Below are 21,535 nucleotides of genomic sequence, written 5' to 3' on the forward strand. Positions count from 1 at the left end.
TTACAAAATTATCATTTAAATTTAACTAAAAACCAAAAATTAGGCTGTTATAGTTTTAAACCATACATCATAAAAAAAGGCCGTCTTTAGACAGCCCTTTAATCAATTTTGATATTTAATGAAATTAGCGAATTGCGATGGTTTTAACAATTTCCTGATTGTTTGATTTAACCAGGAAGGTTAATTCTTTACCATAAGTTTTAGCTGTGTCAAATTTCTTAACCAACTTGGCTTTATCAGTAAAAGTCTCACTATAAAGCTCATCATTGTACTCATTGAAAATTTGCACCTGAATAGGTCCTTTTGCAGCATTATCTAAGGAAAGTGTAAGCACTGATTGATCTTTGGTGAGAACAGGTCTTAAAAGTTCAGTAATTTTTGGAACGGAAACAACAGCTTTATCGTTCGCAATTACAATGGTGTAAGTTGCAAGTTTAGCATCAGATTCTACATTAAGCACGTATTCTCCATTAGGCAGTGCGCTTAAATCATAACTTTTCGAAGCAGCACCTGCAGAATGTATGCTTTCTTCAAATAAAACCTCGTTGTTTAATTCTCTGATCGATAAATTAATATCAGATGCTTTATCTATAGAAAAACGGATTGTTTTAGCATCCTCACTTTTAACATCAAGTGTGTAAATACCATCGTTTGCATATGTTGCAGAAGCAGTGAACATTGTTGCTGCAATTAGACTGATTTTTAGTAAACTTTTCATAATCAATAATTTTATTGGGTTTGTAATTATTTGATAATGCTAAATTACTGCGGTTTCATGCACATAGATGATTGCATATTTTCCAATTAATATGCTATATTACCCTAAAAACAATATTTATGATAATTCGCTAACAATTAAGCATATTTTAATTATTAATTTCAATTATAAATGAAAAAAATAAGACCCAGTTACGAGGTTGTTGAACCTTCGTTTGGAAGCTCTTTCTACTATTCTAAATATGTAGAAAATACCAACAATAAAGCTCACTTATGGCATTACCATCCAGAGATTGAGATGGTGTTTGTAAATGGCGGCTCCGGAAAACGGCAAATTGGCAGTCATGTTTCCTACTATACGGATGGCGATTTAATTCTGATTGGCAGCAATTTGCCGCATTGTGGCTTCACGGATACTAATACGGGTAATAAAACAGAAGTCGTTATACAAATGAAACCCGACTTTTTAGGAACCGAGTTTTTAACGCTTAAGGAAACTAAAGGAATAGCAAGCTTGTTTGAAAAGGCTAAATATGGTATCGCTTTTGGCAAAGACACAATGAGGCTTGTTGGCCCGGCTTTAGAAAAAATGCATAATGCCTGGCCCCTTGAGAAATTATTGGCACTTCTAGGTGTATTACGGGAATTGGAGCAGGCATCTGATTACAAACTATTAAATGCACAAAACTTCTCACTCGAAATGCAGGTGCAGGATAATGACCGCATCAATATGGTCTTTAATTATGTGAAGGATCATTTTTTAGAGGAAATCAGCCTGGAACAGATTGCAGAAATGTCGAGTATGACCGTACCTTCTTTTTGTCGTTATTTTAAAAAAATCACTAAAAAAACCTTCACCAAATTTGTAAACGAATACCGCATTGTACATGCATCGAAGCTTTTGGCGGAAAAACCAATAAGCATTTCGAATATTTGTTTCGAAAGTGGTTTTAATAATTTCAGTCACTTCAATAAATTATTTAAAGAGTTTACAGGAAAAAGCGCATCTCAGTACAGGCGCGAATTGAAAGCAGTTATTAAATAATCTGTGCTGAAATATATTTCGTTAAAATTTTAAACTTTTCCAAAAGTGATGTAGTTATATAAAATAAAATATCACTTATGAAAAAGTTAAGTAAAATCGACTGGTTCATCATTGTCTTGCTTGTTGCTGTATTTATTACCGGCTTCATTATCTACCAGCTTCGTAGCGAACCGTTAAGCAATGGCAGTCTTAACGGCTATCCTATGTAAATCAATTTAAAAGAATGCTCTGACCAACTTTTCCACATTCAAATTTTCCACATTTCAACTCCGTAAAATTTTCCTATTTTCGTCCCAATGGAAAATTTTATTGTTTCTGCCCGCAAATACCGCCCGGCAACGTTTGAAACCGTTGTTGGTCAGCAGCATATCAGCGGGACTTTAAAAAATGCCATTAAAAACAACCAGTTAGCGCAGGCATTTTTATTCTGCGGACCGCGTGGAGTTGGTAAAACAACCTGCGCCCGCATCCTTGCAAAAACTATCAATTGCACAAATCCTACAGCAGAAATTGAAGCTTGCGGTCAATGCGAAAATTGCGTTTCTTTTCAAACCGGCCATTCTTTCAACATTCATGAATTAGATGCCGCATCGAACAATTCAGTTGATGACATCCGCAGTTTAATAGAACAAGTCAGAATACCTCCTCAAGCCGGTAAATATAAAATATACATCATTGATGAGGTTCACATGCTTTCAGCAAATGCGTTTAACGCTTTTCTGAAGACTTTGGAAGAACCACCTTCGTATGCCATTTTTATTCTTGCGACAACAGAAAAGCACAAAATCCTGCCAACGATTTTATCCCGTTGTCAGATTTTTGATTTTAACCGCATTCAGGTTGAGGATATTTCCAATCATTTAGCAACAATTGCCCAGCGTGAAAACATTGCCTTTGAGCCGGATGGTTTGCACATCATAGCACAAAAGGCCGATGGCGGTTTACGTGATGCGCTTTCCATGTTTGATCAGATTGCCAGTTATTCCAATAAAAACATCACTTATAAATCGGTAATCGACAACCTGAATATCTTAGACTACGATTACTTTTTTAAACTGACCTCCTATTTAACAGCGGCAAACGTAAGCAATACCTTACTGCTGTTCGACGAAATTTTAAATAATGGTTTTGACGGAAATAATTTCATCAATGGCTTGGCTTCTCATTTCCGTAATTTATTAGTCGGAAAAGATTCAGCTACGATAAAGCTTTTGGAAGTAAGTGAAAACATTAAGCAAAAATACCTGGAGCAATGCAGGCAAACAGAATTATCATTCTTGCTTACGGCACTTAACCTGGCCAATGCCTGCGATTTAAATTATAAAAATTCCAAAAATCAACGTCTTCAGGTGGAGTTGGCACTCATAAAAATGTGCCATATACGCTCAGTCGTCCATTTAGCCCAGCAACCATTAAGCCCTAGTAACACAGCAACTGATTCAGATCAGGATAAAAAAAAAACTAATGTCGTAGCTGAAAAAGCAGAAAGCATTAAGACTGTAGCTGAAAGCGAAGATTCTTCACAAGCAGAAAGACCAAAGACTAAAGCGGAAAGCGAAATGCTTCCGCAATCTGAAAACCACCATCCTTCAATAGAAATACCAAGCGTTAATCCGGTTTCTTCTACGACTTCGATTAGCATTAATATTCCTAAAAAAAATCCGGCAGGTACGCTTATTCCGTCCCTGAATGATTTAGAACGCCTTGCCAGCGGAGAAGAAGAATCGGGCCCGAAAAAAGCGACCGGTGAAGCCAGAGCGGCTTTTACTTATGAGCGATTACTGGAAGTCTGGAACAACTATATTCAAATTCTAAAGGCAACTGATAAGATAAATCTTTTCACAATCTTAAATAATTTTACGCCTACCCTGCTTAATCCTGAAGTCATCGAAATTTCGGTAGAAAGTAAAACGCAGGAACAATTTGTACAAAAAGAATCCGTAGAACTTTTAAACTATCTAAGAAATGAGTTAAAGAATTTTGGTATAGAAGTTACCTATAGACAAATGGAAAGAAAAATCGAAAACCGGCTCTATGGTAACCGTGAAAAGTACGATTACCTGGTAAAGAAGAATCCGAAACTGGATGAATTAAGACGCCGTTTTAACTTGGATATTAATCCGTAGTCAGGGCCTTACAGTTGGTTGTTTTGGGTTAATCTTTTCAGTTTTCAGTCGGCAATTAAGCCAACTGAAAACTTAAAATTGTTAAACTGCGCTAGGTTCATCATTAATCGGATAACCTTCTTCATCTAAATCATCACGGTCATCTTCAGGTGTACGGGCTAAAATTTCATCTTCCGGATTTAATTTAACACTTTCCCCATTATCGACGTGCATGCCTAGTTCTTCCAGTTTGTCATCTGCAATTTCCTCCTCACTTGCATATTCATCGCCCACATAAGGGTTTGCCTCATCATAAGTCGAATTATCATCAACAGCACCTTCAGAAACGGTTTCATAGCCCATCGGGTGATCGTAATCAGGCTCTGTTCCTTTCACATCAAACTCGTAACTTTGTTTATGCTCATCAAATGACAAGTTTTCCTTATTAACTTCGCCGTTTTCTGTCGTGCTGTGTATTTTATCTCCAGATCCTTTGTTTTCGTTGATTGCCATGATATTGATCTCCTGTTGTTTTAAATGTATAACAAAGTAACAAAGATGCAAACAGATGGTTTGCATATGCGGCTTTTATAATTTGAATTTTAAATCATTGTTAAATTCAGATTTTCTAAAAACGCAATAAAATCTTCAAAGAAAATTAACACCGATAACTTACCTGTTTTAATTTTGTTCGGTAAGAAACCGAAATACTTTTTAAAGGCGCTTGTGAAATGAGTAGCGTGTTTATAGCCCATCCTTTTTGAAATTTCTGAAACAGTAATATCCTCGTCAATCAACATCGCTCTGGCCTTTTCCATTTTATATTGATTAAGATAACCGAAAACGGTTTTCCCAAACATGGCTTTGAAATCACGTTTCAAATTGAATTCATTTGTACCCACCAAATGAGCAAGCGCTCGTAAAGAAAGCTTATCTTCGGATTGATTGAGCAAAATCTCGCGTACTTCATGCATCCTGTCCATCTCAGTTTTTTTGAGTTTTACCGGCGCTTCTCTATGCTGAAGTTGTTCAAATTGTACCATCTGTAATGCTAGAAGCTCAATGGCTTTTGATTCTAACAAAAGCTGATCTGAAAAAGCACTATCGGTAAAATGCCCTAGTTTTTGCAAAACTGCGCTTATTTCTGGGGTAATCTGCAGGTTAATTGGAGATAATGTTATGGGATCATTTTTTGACTTTTCATCAAATAACAGTGTATAAGCAATATGTTCAGTCGGTAAAAATCTTTTTAAAAAAGCATCGCTAACATTAATTAACAACATGTCGTCAGCCATGTTAACCAACATTCTGGTCGTTTTAAATGGCAGCCGGCAAAGATTGTGTTGGTGACTATCTATTTTGGCAACAACATTGTTGGAATCACAATTTGTAACCTGCATACTTCCTTTGAGTACGAAAATCATTTGAAAAGTTGCTGTCTCTGATATATTTGAGTGGTTTAGCCTGATTTCAATTTTGCGTCTGTCTTCAATTGAAGTCCTGAAACTAACTTCTATGTTTTTGTTGTAAGAGAATACACTTTCTACTGGTTGCTGAGATTCTCCCTTTAGCGTTGTTATTTCTTCTGATTGCGTCATATTCAGATTTTATCTTTGCGCAAAGTTATTCTTATTAAGACCTATTCTAAAGAAGAACTTAAAAAAGTTACAAAAACAAATGAAGACAACGCTATTATTCCTTTTTTCATTCTGCTTTTCTATCGACGCGATTGCGCAGACAGCCACTCTTTCGGGAAAAATAACCAACAATAATAATCAGCCGATGGATGGTGCAACAGTTCGTGTTAAAGAGCTGAATCGCAGTACAATGACCGACGAGCATGGAAAATATGAACTTAAGGACCTGAAATATGGCACGTACACAATTATAATAAGTTCTGTAGTTAGCGAAAGCAAAACTCAAATGTTAACGATTAACGTCCCATCGGTAACTTTCAATACAAAAGTTAAAGAAGTTGCCCATCGAAATTTGCAGGATGTTAGCGTATCTGGTAAAACCGAAAAGCGAAAAATGGAGACCAGTGGCTTTGCAATGTCAATCATAGAAACCAAAGAAGCGTCGCTAAGAAACTTGACTACCAATGAACTTTTAGATCGGGCGGTTGGAGTTCGTGTACGTCAGAATGGTGGCGAAGGTGCTCCTATCGAATATAATTTAAACGGGATGTCGGGCAGTACAATCGGTTTGTTTCTGGATGGAATCGAAATTTCAACCTATGGCTCTTCGTTCAATTTGAATAATATACCCCCAGCGATGATTGAACGCATTGAGGTATATAAAGGTGTTCTTCCATCACATTTAAGTGGCAACTATGTTGGCGGCGCTATCAATGTAATCATGAAAAAAGATGCTTCTGCAAATAACATTACTGCGGCAGTTTCTTATGGATCCTTTAACACTTACAGAGCAGACGTAAGCGCATTATATCGCAATCAAAAAAATGGTTTTACAGCAAGGGCATCAGGGTTCTACAGCCATTCGGATAATAATTATGAAATGTGGGGAAAGTTTTCAAAATATACTTTGCCTGGCGGAAGAATCATAAGAAACTACCGAACCAAACGACCGAATGATGAATTTGAAACTGTGGGTGGCCTGTTTGAAGCTGGTTTTACCAATGTTAAATGGGCCGATCAATTCTTTGTAGGTTATAATATCTCTGATTCATACAAACAGATTCCTCACGGGATAACCATGACGAAACCCTATTTTGGACGATTTAATCAATATAACGCCAATGTACTCAGCCTGAATTATAATAAAAACAACTTCCTGTTAGATGGATTGACACTTACGGTTAATGCTGTTCACAGTAGAAGAAGCACCTATTTAGAAGATACGGTAAGTTTACGATACAATTGGGATGGCACCTTGCTGGTTAAAAATTCTGAAGGTCCGCCAGAAACTTACGGTTACAGCCCAGGCCAGGGTCAGCAAGGTTTAGCTGTGATGAGTAACATCGAACGTAAAATCTCCAACATCCGTTCTAATTTAGCATACACAATTGTTTCTGGCCACCATGTTTCGTTAAATCATAAGTTCGAACAATCTGACCGGAATGACCAGGATCTTCTTATCCCGGAACGAAGCAGATGGATAACATTAAATGGTTTAACCACGAATATTTTTGCAGCGAACTATGAAGCAGAACTCTTTAATGGAAAGCTGAAAACTAACATTTTCGGAAAATACGCCATATATAAAACGGATCAAAATCGACCCGTTAACGAAGTGAACGGCGCACTGGTTTACCAGAACAGCAGCACAACACGGGACAACAAAGGATTTGGAGGCACACTATCTTACGAAGCAATACAAAATGGATTTCTGATTTTATCAGCCGAAAAATCTTTCATAATGCCAACGGATAGACATATTTACGGCGAGCCGGAAAACAACCTGCTGGCAAACCCTGACATTTTGCCCGAACTGGCAATTAATTACAACCTCGGCGGACGCTATAATTTTACGACTTCCAACAAACATAAGTTCTCCTTATATGGAAATGCTTTCTGGAGAAACGGATATGATAAAATCATTCAGCAAACCCGCATCGATCCCGTAATAGAGGGACGTGAAAATCAGGTAGAAGATATCCAGGTTACCCAGTTTGTAAATCTGTCGAAAACACAATCTATCGGCTTCGAAGCCGAAGTAAATTACATCTACGATAATAAGCTCAATGCTATGGTTAATTTTTCAAAATTCAATTCTCTATACAAGGTTGAACTCGATGAAAGAGGAAATCCAAATAGCTTATATAATAAACAGGTTCCCAACGAACCTTTCTTCACCGTAAATGGAAATATACAATATCGTTTCAACAACCTTCTCCAAAAGAAATCGGTGATGAACGTCTACTATAATGCTGGATATGTTGCATCATTTAGCACCATCTGGATTGAATCGGAATGGTTTACAACCCCCAATCAATTTACCCATGATTTAGGTGCGAGCTATCGTTTCCCAAGTGGAAAACTTGTTGCCAGTCTAGATTGCAAAAACATGCTTAATGCAGAGGTGTACGACAATTTTGGTGTTCAAAAACCTGGCAGAGCCTTTTATTTCAAATTAAACTACACAATAAATAATTTTAAATAAGTAACAATATGAAAACTAATTTATTAAAAACCGCATTATTCGGGTCTGCGTTAGCCATTAGTGCTTTAGCCGGCTGTAAAAAAAGTGGTGGTGAGCATCCGGCAACAGGTGTTTCAGGTCCGGATATCTGGTCGAGAAAATACATTACATTAACTGCTGCTTTTCCTGATGCAGAAGGTACAGCAGGAAATGGTGGTACAATGGCGTATGCCATTACTCCGGAACAGGCAGCTAACCCTAACTTTGAAGTGAATGTTTTTACGAATGGTTACGGTTTAAGGTCTCAACGTACCGCCCGTGTTCAAGGTTCAGCAAATGGAAATTTCTTATACAATATTCAATATACAGGAACTGATGGTGGTGTTTTCAATAAATATAAAGTAGAAGGAGATAAAAACTTTGTAGATACCCGAGAAGAGGTCAATACTGAACCCATTCTTGGTACAGCTCCACGTTGGGTAATTGCAGCGGATGGTGTTGGAATTGGGGTATTCGCATCATCAGTAATTACAGGAGCGCCAGCTTCAGGTGCGGGTGCTGATTTTGTTGATGTTAAAAGCACCGCTAAAATTGCAGTTCTTAACTTAAATGATCCGCAAATTACCCGTCAAACAGAATTTACCATTCCTTTTACCGCAGAACAAACCAAAGCTGGTTATCAAATCGGACGTATCGATGTTCCTGTATTAAATGCTGCTAAAACTAAAATTTTTATCGGTTGTAATCTAACAAGAACTGATGTTACCAAAAAATCGGGCGTTAATACAGCGGGAACTGCTCAAACCTGGAGCTCTGGTACAAGAGAACTGGGAACGGCAACTTTGGTTGTAGATTATCCTTCCTTAGGCAACCCAAAGTTAATCTTTGCTGATCCTGCTGTGAGTAAAATAAACAATCACTCTTATCGTACCATGACCCAGTATGTTGGCACGGACGGAAATATTTACCAGGCGACTGCAACTTCTGGTTCACAGATTTTACGCATCAACGCATCTACTAATGAATATGATAACAGCTATAATTTCAATTTAAAGACCGCTTTAGGTACTGCGAACAATGTTGCAATCAGTGCCTGGCGGTATATTAAAGATGGTGTAGGCATTGTTCTTTTTACGGAGACCAATGTACCGGGCGGCTACCTGGCTTTAATAGATTTGAATGCGAGAACAGCTACCAGATTAGCAACTGAAAAACAAACGGATGCTGGTTATTCGGGACTTACCGCGGCACAAAACGGTGGAACCGCTTTAACAGGTACATTTGGCCAGTTCCAGAATATCGGTTTAGCTGGCGATAATGTTTATGTTCCAATGTCGCCAAATGGCGTTGATGGAAACCTTTACATCATTAACTATAAAACGAAGGCAATTACCAAAGGTGCTAAATTGAAAAACCAATCAGGAAGTTTTTATTTAGGCGCTTACTAGAAATCAATATCGTTGAAAGAAAAGGCAATCATTATTGGTTGCCTTTTTTGTTATAAAGCCCTGTAAACCAATTTGTTTTATAGTTATGATATAATCTATCGCATCAATGGCAGATAAATATCATAATAAATACAGAATACCCTCAGCCCGTTTGCAACGTAGGATTATGCAAATGAAGGTGCATATTTCATCACCATCTGCACCAAAAACAGACGTCAATTCGAGGATGTGATGTATGGAAAAATGATATTAATCCATGCCGGTGTGATTTCTGATAGTCTATGGCATGTAATGCTGGAGAAACGTTTAGTATTGATTCGCCGTTTTCTGCCGTGCTGTGTATTTTATCACCAAATCCCTTATTTTCGCTATTTATTGGTATCTCCTATTTTTTATTTAGGGGCATAACAACCCGACGGCTTGATGGTCTTATCCTAATATGATTAATTTTAAAATTTAATAGCAGACCGTAAACTTTTATATTCGCTCATAAAAAAAAGCTAAATAAACTGAAATTTACCGGATAACTAATTAAAAAAACATGGCAAAACAAATTTTCATTAACCTGGCAGTGAGCGACCTCCAAAAATCAATGGAATTTTATACAGCATTAGGCTTTACAAACAATCCTCAATTTTCTGACGACAGTGGAAAATGTATGGTTTGGAGTGATAATATTTTTCTGATGATATTAACTCATGAAAAGTTCTCGACTTTTGCAACAAAGCCCATCGCTGATACAAAGTCGACTGTAGCCGGACTGTTTTCGCTATCCTTAGATAGTCTTGATGAAGTCAACGATATGGTTGAAAGCGGGCTAAAAGCCGGAGGAAAAGAAGCTGGTACCCTTAGAGATTATGGTTTTATGCAACAGCGAACCATTGAAGATTTTGACGGGCATACTTGGGAGATTTTTTATATGGACATGTCAAAAATTCCAACCGGAAACCCTGGACAACAATAAGAGATTTTAACAGGCTTAGAAAGGCAATACGCTTATCGGCTTTATGTCTAACGAAACATTAACAAGATTAAATGAATACTATAACTATTGAAAAAGCAGCAATAACTGAGGTTAGCCAACTACAGCAGATTGCTAAAAAAACTTTCTATGAGACTTTTGCCGATAACAATGATGAAGAAAATTTGCAAACCTATATAGAGGAAGGTTTTGCTATCGAAAAATTAACCCGTGAGCTACAGGATGATAATGCAGAATTTTACTTTGCTAAAATCGATGAGGAGGTTATTGGCTACTTAAAACTAAATTTCGGATCCTCGCAAACGGAACTTAAAGACGACAAGGCCGTTGAAATTCAAAGAATATATGTTCTGAAAGAATTCCATGGGAAAAAAGTTGGTCAATTTCTTTATGATAAAGCGATTGAAATAGCGCGAAATAAGAATGCCGACTTCGTATGGTTAGGGGTTTGGGAAGAAAATCCACGGGCGATTCGTTTTTACGAGAAAAATGGTTTCGTTGAATTCGACAAACATATTTTTAAACTCGGTGATGAGGAGCAAACAGATATTATGATGAAATTAAAGCTAAAAGCATAAGAAGTTATGCGAAGGATTACCAGCAAAAATAATCGGGAATACGACCTTATTTAATTGTAAAATGTTTCGGACCAGGGATGAAGATGAAAAAAGATTTGCCCAATGAACTTCCAATCATAAACTTTAATTTTAGCCGCTAATGATGCAAAAACTCCGCGCCCATATTCAATACATCGCTCCTATCAGCGATGAAGATTTTAAATTGATAAAAACGTTTTTCACTTTAAAGAAGTTGAAAAAACATCAATACATAATTCAGGAAGATGAGCAAGTGAAATTTGAATACCTGATTATGAGTGGTGTTTTCAGGGCCTTCTACCTGGACGATTCCGGAAAGGAACACATTGTTCAATTTGCAACGGAGAACTGGTGGGTGTCTGATTATGTCTCCTATTTCAGGCAACAACCTGCTACGACAAATGTAATTTGCATGGAAGCAGGGGAAGTATTGTGCCTTACACTCGATGGTCGAGAAAAATTGTCTGAAAGTTTTCATAAAATGGAGCATTTTTTCAGGGTAAAACTGACCAATGCCTATGTAGCCCAGCAAAAAAGAATCATTGCTTTATTATCCAGTACCCCGCAGCAACGTTATGAGGAATTTGCAAAACTCTATCCCGATCTAATGCAAAGAATTCCGAAAAAATACATTGCAGAATACCTGGGTGTTAGTCGGGAAACACTCAGCAGATTATATTCAGCCAGTAAATAGCTAAATTCTTTGATTGTGATTTCAGTCACACTTTTTTTGTGACTTGTCTCCTTTAACCGGGGCCTGGTGATGCTCTATTTTTACATCAGAAAATAAAACACATCACCATAAAAAGATAGCGTCATGAAAAAAAACATTTTAATTATCGTTTCAAATGCAAATTCAATCGGGCCTGAAAACAGGAGAACCGGTATTTTTTTACCTGAAGTTGCACACCCATATGCCGAATTTACAAAAGCAGGATACCAAATCGACTTCGCCAGTTTAACAGGCGACACGCCTTATCTGGATGCATTGAATCTTGCAGATGATCCGGCAAATCTGGCTTTTTTAACAGGTCAAGGCTGGGCGGATATGCAAAACGCGGCGAAATTGTCGGATGTAAATGATACACTGTACGATGCTGTATTTGTACCCGGCGGATTAGCACCAATGGTTGACATGCCAGAGCATGCATTACTTAAAAAAGTTATTGCAGATGCTTATGAGCGTAAGGCTGTCGTAGGTGCTGTATGCCACGGACCGGTTTCATTGTTGAATGTTAAACTAAGCGATGGCTCATTCCTTGTTAGTGGTAAAAATATTACTGGCTTTACAGATGAGGAAGAAGAAAATTACGCAAAAGCAGACGTTCCATTTTTATTGGAGACTGCACTTAGCAATCAGGGAGCAATTTTTCACGCAGCCACACCATGGTCAGAAAACAGCATTGCCGATGGTAATCTGGTAACCGGTCAAAACCCTGCATCAGCCAAAGGCGTTGCAGAAAAAATGATGGTGATTTTAGAATCTGTAAAAGCTTAACAAAATCAAAAAGAACATGAAAAATCAAAATCCAATCCATGTATTTGCAACCTGGAAAGTTAAAGAAGGAAATATAGAAAATATACTGGAAATACTGAAAACCGTATCTGCAGAAAGTATTAAAGAAGAAGGAAACTTATTCTATAAAATTCATCAGGGCAATACAGACTCTAATACGATTGTACTATTTGAAGGTTATGCAAATGAGGCTGCACTTGATGAGCACCGAAATTCTGCACATTATAAAGATTTAGTTGTGGGACAACTAATACCGCTATTAGAATCCAGGGAAGTCATTTTAACCAGCCCGATTGACGCATAATCATTCGAAAAGTTAAAACCTGCAAAAACTAAAAACCCCCAATCGAAATCATTTCGATTGGGGGTCTAGCATATTATATTTGCTTACAAAGAAGCCAATGTATCATTTAAAGTTATACTTGGACGCATGGCTTTACTAGCCAAATCATCACTAGGGTTGTAATAACCACCAATTTCCTGAGGTTTACCTTGAGCACCGATTAACTCTTCATTAATTTTAGCTTCGTTTTCAGTTAAAGCCTTTGCAAGCGGCGCAAACCTGGCCTGTAACTCAGCATCTTTTGTTTGTGTTGCTAAAGCCTCTGCCCAGTACAAAGCTAAGTAAAAGTGAGAACCACGGTTATCAATCGTACCTAATTTTCTACCCGGAGATTTGTCAGTCGCAAGGAATTTCGCGTTAGCTTCATCCAATGCATCCGCTAAAGTTTGTGCTTTTGCATTGTTTTGCGTTTGCGATAAATGCTCCAAAGATGCCTGAAGTGCTAAAAATTCACCTAATGAATCCCAACGCAAATAACCTTCTTCGATAAATTGCTCAATATGTTTCGGGGCAGAACCACCGGCACCCGTCTCGAATAAACCGCCACCGTTCATTAAAGGAACAATTGAAAGCATTTTAGCTGATGTTCCTAATTCTAAAATCGGGAACAAATCCGTTAAGTAATCACGCAACACATTACCCGTAACCGAGATGGTATCTTCACCCTTACGGATGCGTTCTAAAGTAAATTTTGTGGCTTCAATTGGCGCAAGTATGCGGATATCCAAACCTGTTGTATCGTAGTCTTTCAGGTATTTATTTACTTTTGCGATAATTTCTCTATCGTGAGCTCTTTTAACATCTAACCAGAAAACCGCTGGCGTTTCAGATAAACGTGCCCGGTTTACCGCAAGTTTAACCCAATCCTGAATTGGAGCATCTTTAGTCTGGCACATGCGGAAGATATCGCCCTCTTCAACTTTTTGGTCGAAGAAAACCTGTCCATCAGCATCCGTTACCCGGATTGTTCCGGCAGCCGCAGCCTGGAAAGTTTTATCGTGCGAACCATATTCTTCAGCTTTTTGAGCCATTAGGCCAACGTTTGGTACCGACCCCATGGTCGTTACATCAAAAGCGCCATTTGCTTTACAATCGTCGATTGTTGCCGTGTAAACACCTGCATAACAACGATCCGGAATTAATGCGATTGTATCCTGAGGTTTACCATCTTTATTCCACATCTGGCCTGAAGTACGGATCATTGCCGGCATAGAAGCATCCACAATCACATCCGAAGGCACGTGTAAATTCGTAATGCCTTTATCAGAGTTTACCATGGCCAGAGCGGGTCCATTTGCAATTGCTTCAGCTAGTGCAGCTTCCACTTCAGCTTGTTTAGGGTGACCTGCAATTTTAGCGTAAATGTCACCCAAACCATTACTGGTTTCCACATTTAGCTCTTTGAATAAATTAGCGTATTTCGCAAAAACATCAGCAAAGTAAACTTCTACGACCGCACCAAAAATAAGCGGATCAGACACTTTCATCATCGTTGCCTTTAAGTGCGCCGATAGTAAAACGCCGGCAGCTTTTGCTTCTTCGATTTCTTTCGCAACGAAAGTTTTTAATGCCGATAAACTCAATGCAGAACTGTCGATAACTTCGCCTGCTTTCAAAGGAGCCAAACCTTTAAGTTCTTTTACCTTACCATCTTCGGCTACAAATTCAATCTTGAACTGACTTGCATTTTCAACAGTTACAGATTTCTCTGAACCGTAAAAATCGCCTTCGGTCATACTGGCTACTTTTGTTTTGGAATCTGCAGACCATTTACCCATCGAGTGCGGATTGGTTTTTGCATAATTTTTAACGGCTTTAGGCGCGCGTCTATCTGAGTTACCTTCGCGTAAAACCGGGTTAACAGCAGAGCCTAAAACTTTCGCATATTTAGCCTTAATCGCTTTTTCTTCATCACTTTGGGCATTATCCGGATAATTTGGAATTTCAAAACCCTGAGACTGTAATTCGGTAATTGCACCAACCAACTGTGGGATGGAAGCCGAGATATTAGGTAATTTTATGATATTTGCTTCTGGCGTAGTTGCTAAGCTACCAAGTTCTGCTAAAGCATCGCCAATTTTCTGGTCGTCGTTTAAATACTCGGGAAAGTTTGCCAAAATTCTTCCCGCTAAAGAAATATCCCTGGTTTCTACATCAATACCTGCTGATGCGGTAAAAGCCTGCACAATAGGTAACAACGAATAAGTAGCCAGCATTGGCGCTTCATCTGTTTTTGTATAGATGATTTTTGATGTATTTGACATAATTATATTTGATTTTTACTAATTATTTAATGAAACAATCTGATTTCTGATTAAAAAATCCTCTTTTTTAAAATCGCCTAAAGATAAAAGAATCGATTGAAATAAGGAACATCGCATTGTTATTTATCCGTTGCATATTATCTAATTTAGTTACACAATAAAACAAATTAGTAATTTTTTAAATTTCCGAAAAGCGTTTATACACATCTAATCAATACAAACATCCTTTCCTTTTTGCTGTTATAGCTTGAGTAATAATCATTGGCTCAACATTAAATTATGAAAAAAGAAATTTTATATGCAGCATTAATATCGACGGCTGCATTTGCCGGATGTCAGTCCAACTCCAATTCCGGAAACGGAGCAGATAGTTTAGCGTCGGATACAACCGTAGAAACCTACACCACAGAATTAAACCTTCCTGCTGCCGACACCACCGCAGCCAAAAACAAATTCAGTAAGGTTATTGGTTGGCCTGAAGGAAAAACCCCCGTAGCACCTGAAGGCTTTGCAGTGACTAAATTTGCATCAGGCATTAAAAGTCCACGAAATACTTACATTACCCCTAACGGAGATGTACTGGTTGTGTTGAGCAACTCAGAACGAACACCCGTGGAAGCGGTGGCTGGCGCAATTTCTGGCAAATCAAAATCCGAAGTAACAGGGCAAAGTGCGAACACCATTTTATTATACCGCGATGCCGACAAAGATGGTAAAGCAGAAACAGTAACCACTTTCCTGAAAGGTTTAAACCAACCCTACGGCATGCTGGTTATTGGCGACAAATTTTACGTAGCCAATACCGATGGTCTTTTGCAATACCCATACAAAGCGGGCGATACCAAAATTACAGGCAATGGCAAAAAGATTGTAGAATTGCCCGCCGGCGGTTACAACAACCACTGGACCAGGAACTTGATAGCAAACGCTGATAAAAGCAAAATTTACATTACCGTTGGTTCGGGCAGCAATGTTGGTGAAAATGGTATGGAAAATGAAGTACGCAGGGCAAGTATTTTAGAAGTTAATCCCGATGGAACAGGTGAAAAAATATATGCCAGCGGGTTACGTAATCCTGTTGGTGTAGACTGGGCACCAGGCACCAATATGCTTTGGACTGCTGTAAACGAACGCGACGGCCTGGGCGACGAACTTGTCCCTGATTATATTACGAGCGTAAAACAAGGTGCATTTTACGGATGGCCATATTCCTATTATGGCCAGAATGAAGATCCACGAATGAAAGGCAAAAGCCCTGAACTTGTAAAAAAAGCCATTGTGCCTGATGTTCCAGTGGGTGCGCATACCGCATCTTTAGGATTAGCATTTTATAAGGCGACAAAATTCCCTGCAAAATACCAGGGTGGCGCATTTATCGGTCAGCATGGTTCCTGGAACCGATCTGCGTTATCCGGTTATAAAGTGGCCTTCGTTCCCTTTAAAAATGGAAAACCAACAGGTAAACCCGAAGATTTTTTAACCGGTTTCATTGCCAATGTGGATAAGGGAGAAGTGTATGGCCGCCCGGTTGGCGTTACCTTAACGCCCGATGGCGCCTTATTAGTGGCCGATGATGTCAGCGGCATCATCTGGAAAGTAGCCGCCAAATAATTCTCAGAACTTTGCTGCATCGCGGGTTATGTGTAATTTTATCGCATAACCCGCGATGCTTTTTATCTGAAATCCTAATATTCATCCATTGAGATTATCCCTGACCACCCTTTGCGTAATTTTTACCTTAGCTGCCGCCGCACAGGTTTCTAAAACAGACTCGACCCAGAAACTCAATGAGGTAGTGGTAAAAGGCTATTACAATTCACAGCCCATCATCCGTTCAGTTTCTGCGGTTAGTTTAGTAGACAGCAGTTTAATCAGGAATCAACAGAGCAGTTCATTGGTAAGCACTTTCAATGCAGTTGCTGGTGTTCGCATGGAAGAAAGATCGCCTGGAAGTTACCGCTTATCGCTTCGCGGAAGCTTATTGAGGTCGCCTTTCGGTATTCGTAACATCAAAATTTACCTGGATGATTTTCCTTTAACAGATGCCGGGGGAAACACCTATTTAAACCTATTGGATGTATCGTCGGTGGGTTCCATGGAAATTTATAAGGGACCGGATGCAAGTATTTTTGGTGCCAATACAGGCGGAGCCATTTTGATCAACACGCCGGTTATACAGAACAAAGTCGAAGCTTCATTGAGTGCCGGTTCGTATGGCTTGTTTCATCAAACAGCCACTCTTCAGCATCAGTTTAAAAATTACAGCTTCAGCATTAGCCAGGGTTACCAGCAAAGCGATGGTTACCGGCAGAATAGTGCGATGGACAGGAAATATTTCCAGACCACACAGCAATGGAATTATGATCCTTCAGGATTTTTAAAAGCTTTTGTATTTTACAGTGACCTGGCTTATGAAACACCAGGCGGATTAACAGCCGCACAAATGGAACTAGACCCGCGGTTGGCCCGGCCAGCTACAGCAACCATTCCGGGAGCCATTACCCAGCAGGCCGCCATATATAATAAAACGATATTTGCCGGACTGTCGAACACCTACCAGATTGATAAAAACTTCAGGCATGTAATTGCCTTGTTCACCTCTTACACAGATTTCAAAAACCCTTTTATAACTAATTATGAAAAGCGTTATGAAAGCACCCTGGGTTTAAGGACATTTTTAGAATATGCCCGCAGCACTGAAAATTTTAAATGGAATGCGCAAGGCGGCCTGGAAAGTTCGGGCACAAGGACGCAGGTTAAAAACTTTGGAAATAATGAAGGTACAGCAACTGCAATGATTGCCTATGATGATTTAAAAGCCAATCAGAATTTTGCTTTCCTGCGGTTTAACTTCGATATCAATAGTAAGTTACTTATCGAACTGGCTTCGAGCCTTAACTTTTTCAACTACAATTACGAAAGCTTTTTCCCTTTGGCGATTGGCGAACAAAAAAGGACGTTTAAAACACAGCTCATGCCAAAACTGGCAGTTTCTTATTTGTTGAATTCATCAGTTGCTGTTCGTGCATCAGCAAGCAAGGGCTACTCCCCGCCTACATTGGCCGAGGTCCGTTCATCAGACAATAACATCAATAACAGCTTACAGGCAGAAAATGGCTGGAATTACGAAATGGGTTTTCGCTATAAAACGACCAATAACCGCTTTTATGCCAACCTGAATGCTTTTCAATACCAGCTTAAAGATGCCATTGTAAGGCGTTTGAATGCCAATGATGCGGAATATTTCATCAATGCCGGCGGCACAAGGCAAAAAGGCATCGAAATTGAGACCGCATTCTGGCTGATAAATGATAATAAAGGCTTTTTAAATGCCTTACGTTTGCGAAGCAATTATAGTTACAGCCATTACCGCTTTGAAAGTTTCGTCAATGGCAATTCCGATTATTCAGGCAACAAGTTAACCGGTGTGCCGGAAAATGTATTGGTGAGCAGCCTGGAATTTCAATTCGCGAAAGGTTTCTACTTATTCGGACAACATAATTATACCGCTGCGATTCCCTTAAATGATGCGAATACGGTTTTTGCAAAACGCTACAATTTAGTTGAAGCAAAAGCAGGCCTAAGAAATTTAAAAATCGGCAAAGTACAGCTGGAAATATTCGCCGGTGTTAATAACCTGTTAAACGAAAGTTACAGTCTGGGTAACGATTTGAATGCGGCAAATAACCGGTATTTTAATCCGGCCGCAGGTAGGAACTTTTATACAGGGCTTTCGGCGAGGCTATAAGACAAATCTTCCGTTCGGTTCAGATCCAACCCTTTCCCTTTCAGTGGAAAGGCGCCAATAGACCAATAGAGGTTTAAGTCGCTCGCTATAATATGGTCGTCATTACCGCGTAGGCGGGAACCTTAAGGCGCTCACTATTAATGCCCTTTGCTCAGGCTTTGCCTCGCGGCTACGATGAAAAATCGGTACAGTTCCTCCGCCGACTGACTTTTACTTTTGGCTTGGCCCAAAAGTAACAAAAGTCCAAGACTTGCATCCTTCCTTGTAAAAAGCTACGGGAATCTTGATAGCGGCAGCCTCAAGGCTCTCACCCTGCTTATCCCCAACACACCCGCTTGATTCTGCCTTGGGTTGTGGTTTAATGAATGGACTGAAAAGATTTCCGTGCTTTTTCCTGCGAAAATCTGCTATGCCGGATAAGCTGGTGCAGATAGCGGGGCGCAAAGACAGGTATTCGTAGGTGCTTTTTTTGAAAATAAGGAGGGGTTGGGGTGGTTATGAAAAAACTCTTTTAGCCCTTTCCCTTTCATGGGAAAGGTGCCAATAGGCGGATAGGAGTTTAAGTCGATCGCTATAATACGGTCGTCATTCCCGCGCAGGCGGGAACCTTAAAGCGCTTGCTATTCTTGCCTGCGCTCTGGACTGCTTCGGCTCACCGATGAAAATCGGTACAAGTCCACCGCCGATTGACTTTTACTTTTGGCTTAGCCCAAAAGTAACAAATCCCCAGGCTTGGAACCGTTGTCGGATAAATTCGTCAAAGCTTTGTTGGTCGTCAGCGCAAATTCCGACTAAGGGTCGGAAAAGGTGCGCTGCCTCTAGGCAGAAAGAGATTTAAGGAAAGTGCAAAAGCTTTAACGTTTTCTCCTTCCATCATTTCCTAGGCCGGATAGCGAGACGACTACAGCAGGGCGCAGAGCCAGGCATCCGTAGGTATGTGCTTTTAATTTCTAGGTGGGTACGATATGTCGTCATCTAGACCGCTACAGTGAGATCTTTGAACTTTATAACACAGAAATGAATCATGCATAGATGGGTCAAATCGATAATATTGTCTTTTTTGTGAATTTCTACCACCGTGTTTCAAGCGGTAGGTGCGAGCTCCCTTACTTCAGGAGGGGCCGGGAAGGTTGTTGAATTGTTAAAATTGCTTCATTGAAGATGCGCAGACACCTACCCTATTTCCTATATTTTGGTAACGTCATTGTAATGTTAAGACGGTAATATCTCGCACAAAATTACTTCATTATAATATAAACCATTATAAAAACGGCACGGCATTATAAACCATTTAAAAGCGCTCGTTATTCCATTGCATCTATAAGTAATTACAAAAAAGGATTCCAATCTTTATTTAGAATAACGAAGCGCTTTAATTTATATAATCTCAATTCATAACTTCTGCTTCTTTAACGGAAACTTCCATTACCACGATTTCTGTTGTGTAACGCTTGCTGCCGTCTTTGGCTTCATAAAAATTATTCAGTAACCGGCCTTCAATCGTTAGATAAGTGCCCTTTTTTATTTTCAGTTCCGCAACATCTGCCTTGGCGTTCCAGAAAGTCAGGTTAAACCATTGTGTATTCTTGACTTCTTCCCCGGAAGCATTTTTATAATAGTCATTTACAGCCAGCCTAACCTTTGCCACTTTTTGTGTTGCCGATATTTTTTTAACTTCCGCATCAGCACCTGCAAAACCGCTTAATACCACCTTGTTTGTTACGTTTTCCATGATCTTATAAATTATTTTCTAAATATTAACGAACAGCAACCACCCTGGCTACCGACAGGACAAAGTTTGCAACAGGCATGAAAATTATCCGTACAATAAGTATTTATAGTCGTTTATAAACGTTTAACCTGAAAGTAATGCGCCGCAACCGGCCAATACGAGGATTAGTTAGACATAAGTTATTTGCGTAAACAGTTGCCTCAGGCCCATCATAGGATGGCGGAAATACAGATCCGCCATTCAGTTGCTCATGATTCCGGTATTAATTAAACCGGACAAAAGACAGCATCAACAGGGAAATTGCTTTTAAAACATGTGCAAAAATTAATTAGCCACGGAAACACAGAAATCACGGAGGAGATTAAAGTTTTCCTGTTTTTCGTGCTTCCGTGGCAAACATAATGCTTAGGCATGCTCAAAAAGAGGAAGAATTATCAGAGAAAAGTTAAAAGCGATTTCCCTTGACAGCACCAACACCTGTTTTGAAATGGAAAGAATTATCCTTATTTTTAGTCATCATCCCATAATAAACAAACAGAAATTATTATGGAACGCTTTTGCCTCGATTGCGGTTCGCCTGTTAAAGGCCGATCCGACAAAAAATATTGCGACGATTTATGCCGCAACAACTATAACAACCACCTTAAAACTGAAGATAACCTGGTGGTTAAGAAGGTCAACTGTATTTTGAAACGAAACCGCAGCATCCTTTCCAAACTAAATCCGGAAGGAAAAACAAAGAAAATCAGCCGGAAAAAATTGCTTTATGAGGGTTTCAATTTAGATTATTTCACCTCTGTATACCAAAACCAAACCGGTAAAACCTACACGTTCTGCTACGAACATGGTTTCCTGAGTTTGGGTGACGATGAATTTTTATTAGTTAAAAGGGAGGAGAAATGATGGCTGAAATAGTTTGGTTAACGATTCCTACAATA

General features: G+C 39.2%; 18 protein-coding genes. 13 read left to right on the forward strand and 5 right to left on the reverse strand.

The window, feature by feature from the left end; translation table 11 throughout:
* Window positions 1-124: 124 nt before the first annotated feature.
* Window positions 125-718 carry a hypothetical protein gene (locus ASF92_RS12150; RefSeq protein WP_056093010.1) on the reverse strand — a complete coding sequence of 198 codons (594 nt, stop codon included), beginning with the start codon at window positions 716-718 and terminating at the stop codon, window positions 125-127.
* Between the two features lie 171 nt (window positions 719-889).
* Between ASF92_RS12150 and ASF92_RS12155 the strand changes: the two genes are divergently transcribed.
* The 3 genes from ASF92_RS12155 to ASF92_RS12160 all read left to right on the forward strand — a co-directional run bounded on the left by ASF92_RS12155 (window position 890) and on the right by ASF92_RS12160 (window position 3,888).
* Window positions 890-1,762, forward strand: a complete 873-nt coding sequence (locus ASF92_RS12155) for an AraC family transcriptional regulator (protein ID WP_056093013.1) — start codon at window positions 890-892, stop codon at window positions 1,760-1,762.
* A gap of 77 nt (window positions 1,763-1,839) precedes the next feature.
* Window positions 1,840-1,971, forward strand: coding sequence for a prominin family protein (locus ASF92_RS21410; RefSeq protein WP_231729801.1), 132 nt, complete (start codon window positions 1,840-1,842; stop codon window positions 1,969-1,971).
* Between the two features lie 87 nt (window positions 1,972-2,058).
* Window positions 2,059-3,888: a DNA polymerase III subunit gamma/tau gene (locus ASF92_RS12160; RefSeq protein ID WP_056093016.1), complete on the forward strand. Its 1,830-nt coding sequence runs from the start codon at window positions 2,059-2,061 to the stop codon at window positions 3,886-3,888.
* Between the two features lie 81 nt (window positions 3,889-3,969).
* On the opposite strand, the gene ASF92_RS12165 is transcribed toward ASF92_RS12160, so the two are convergent.
* Window positions 3,970-4,380, reverse strand: a complete 411-nt coding sequence (locus tag ASF92_RS12165; RefSeq protein WP_056093019.1) for a hypothetical protein — start codon at window positions 4,378-4,380, stop codon at window positions 3,970-3,972.
* An 89-nt stretch (window positions 4,381-4,469) separates the two neighbouring features.
* Window positions 4,470-5,465 carry an AraC family transcriptional regulator gene (locus ASF92_RS12170; RefSeq protein WP_056093022.1) on the reverse strand — a complete coding sequence of 332 codons (996 nt, stop codon included), beginning with the start codon at window positions 5,463-5,465 and terminating at the stop codon, window positions 4,470-4,472.
* Between the two features lie 79 nt (window positions 5,466-5,544).
* Here ASF92_RS12170 and ASF92_RS12175 point away from each other — a divergent pair, with 79 nt between their 5' ends.
* From ASF92_RS12175 to ASF92_RS12205, 7 genes are all read left to right on the forward strand, one after another.
* Window positions 5,545-7,989, forward strand: coding sequence for a TonB-dependent receptor (locus ASF92_RS12175; RefSeq protein WP_056093025.1), 2,445 nt, complete (start codon window positions 5,545-5,547; stop codon window positions 7,987-7,989).
* Between the two features lie 8 nt (window positions 7,990-7,997).
* Entirely contained in the window at window positions 7,998-9,416 is a 1,419-nt protein-coding gene (locus ASF92_RS12180; protein ID WP_056093027.1) for a hypothetical protein, read from the forward strand.
* Between the two features lie 541 nt (window positions 9,417-9,957).
* Window positions 9,958-10,380, forward strand: coding sequence for a VOC family protein (locus ASF92_RS12185; protein ID WP_056093030.1), 423 nt, complete (start codon window positions 9,958-9,960; stop codon window positions 10,378-10,380).
* A 71-nt stretch (window positions 10,381-10,451) separates the two neighbouring features.
* Window positions 10,452-10,976: a GNAT family N-acetyltransferase gene (locus ASF92_RS12190; RefSeq protein WP_056093032.1), complete on the forward strand. Its 525-nt coding sequence runs from the start codon at window positions 10,452-10,454 to the stop codon at window positions 10,974-10,976.
* 139 nt (window positions 10,977-11,115) lie between these two features.
* Window positions 11,116-11,688 (forward strand): Crp/Fnr family transcriptional regulator, encoded by a 573-nt coding sequence (locus tag ASF92_RS12195; RefSeq protein ID WP_231729802.1) that lies wholly within the window; start codon window positions 11,116-11,118, stop codon window positions 11,686-11,688.
* 123 nt (window positions 11,689-11,811) lie between these two features.
* Window positions 11,812-12,492 carry a type 1 glutamine amidotransferase domain-containing protein gene (locus ASF92_RS12200; protein WP_056093038.1) on the forward strand — a complete coding sequence of 227 codons (681 nt, stop codon included), beginning with the start codon at window positions 11,812-11,814 and terminating at the stop codon, window positions 12,490-12,492.
* A 16-nt stretch (window positions 12,493-12,508) separates the two neighbouring features.
* Window positions 12,509-12,814, forward strand: coding sequence for a putative quinol monooxygenase (locus ASF92_RS12205; RefSeq protein ID WP_056093040.1), 306 nt, complete (start codon window positions 12,509-12,511; stop codon window positions 12,812-12,814).
* 83 nt (window positions 12,815-12,897) lie between these two features.
* Here ASF92_RS12205 and ASF92_RS12210 read toward each other — a convergent pair whose 3' ends face one another.
* Entirely contained in the window at window positions 12,898-15,117 is a 2,220-nt protein-coding gene (locus ASF92_RS12210) for an NADP-dependent isocitrate dehydrogenase (protein ID WP_056093043.1), read from the reverse strand.
* A gap of 279 nt (window positions 15,118-15,396) precedes the next feature.
* On the opposite strand from ASF92_RS12210, the gene ASF92_RS12215 reads away from it, so the two are divergent.
* Window positions 15,397-16,728 carry a sorbosone dehydrogenase family protein gene (locus ASF92_RS12215; protein ID WP_056093046.1) on the forward strand — a complete coding sequence of 444 codons (1,332 nt, stop codon included), beginning with the start codon at window positions 15,397-15,399 and terminating at the stop codon, window positions 16,726-16,728.
* 88 nt (window positions 16,729-16,816) lie between these two features.
* Window positions 16,817-18,865, forward strand: a complete 2,049-nt coding sequence (locus ASF92_RS12220; protein WP_056093049.1) for a TonB-dependent receptor — start codon at window positions 16,817-16,819, stop codon at window positions 18,863-18,865.
* 1,387 nt (window positions 18,866-20,252) lie between these two features.
* Here ASF92_RS12220 and ASF92_RS12230 read toward each other — a convergent pair.
* A complete protein-coding gene (locus ASF92_RS12230; protein WP_056093054.1) occupies window positions 20,253-20,597 on the reverse strand; it encodes a single-stranded DNA-binding protein in 345 nt (114 codons plus the stop codon).
* Window positions 20,598-21,143: 546 nt separating this feature from the next.
* Between ASF92_RS12230 and ASF92_RS12235 the strand changes: the two genes are divergently transcribed.
* Window positions 21,144-21,500, forward strand: a complete 357-nt coding sequence (locus tag ASF92_RS12235; protein ID WP_056093057.1) for a hypothetical protein — start codon at window positions 21,144-21,146, stop codon at window positions 21,498-21,500.
* Window positions 21,501-21,535 lie beyond the last annotated feature (35 nt).

It is taken from the genome of Pedobacter sp. Leaf176, from assembly GCF_001424305.1.
Classification (GTDB): Bacteria; Bacteroidota; Bacteroidia; order Sphingobacteriales; family Sphingobacteriaceae; genus Pedobacter.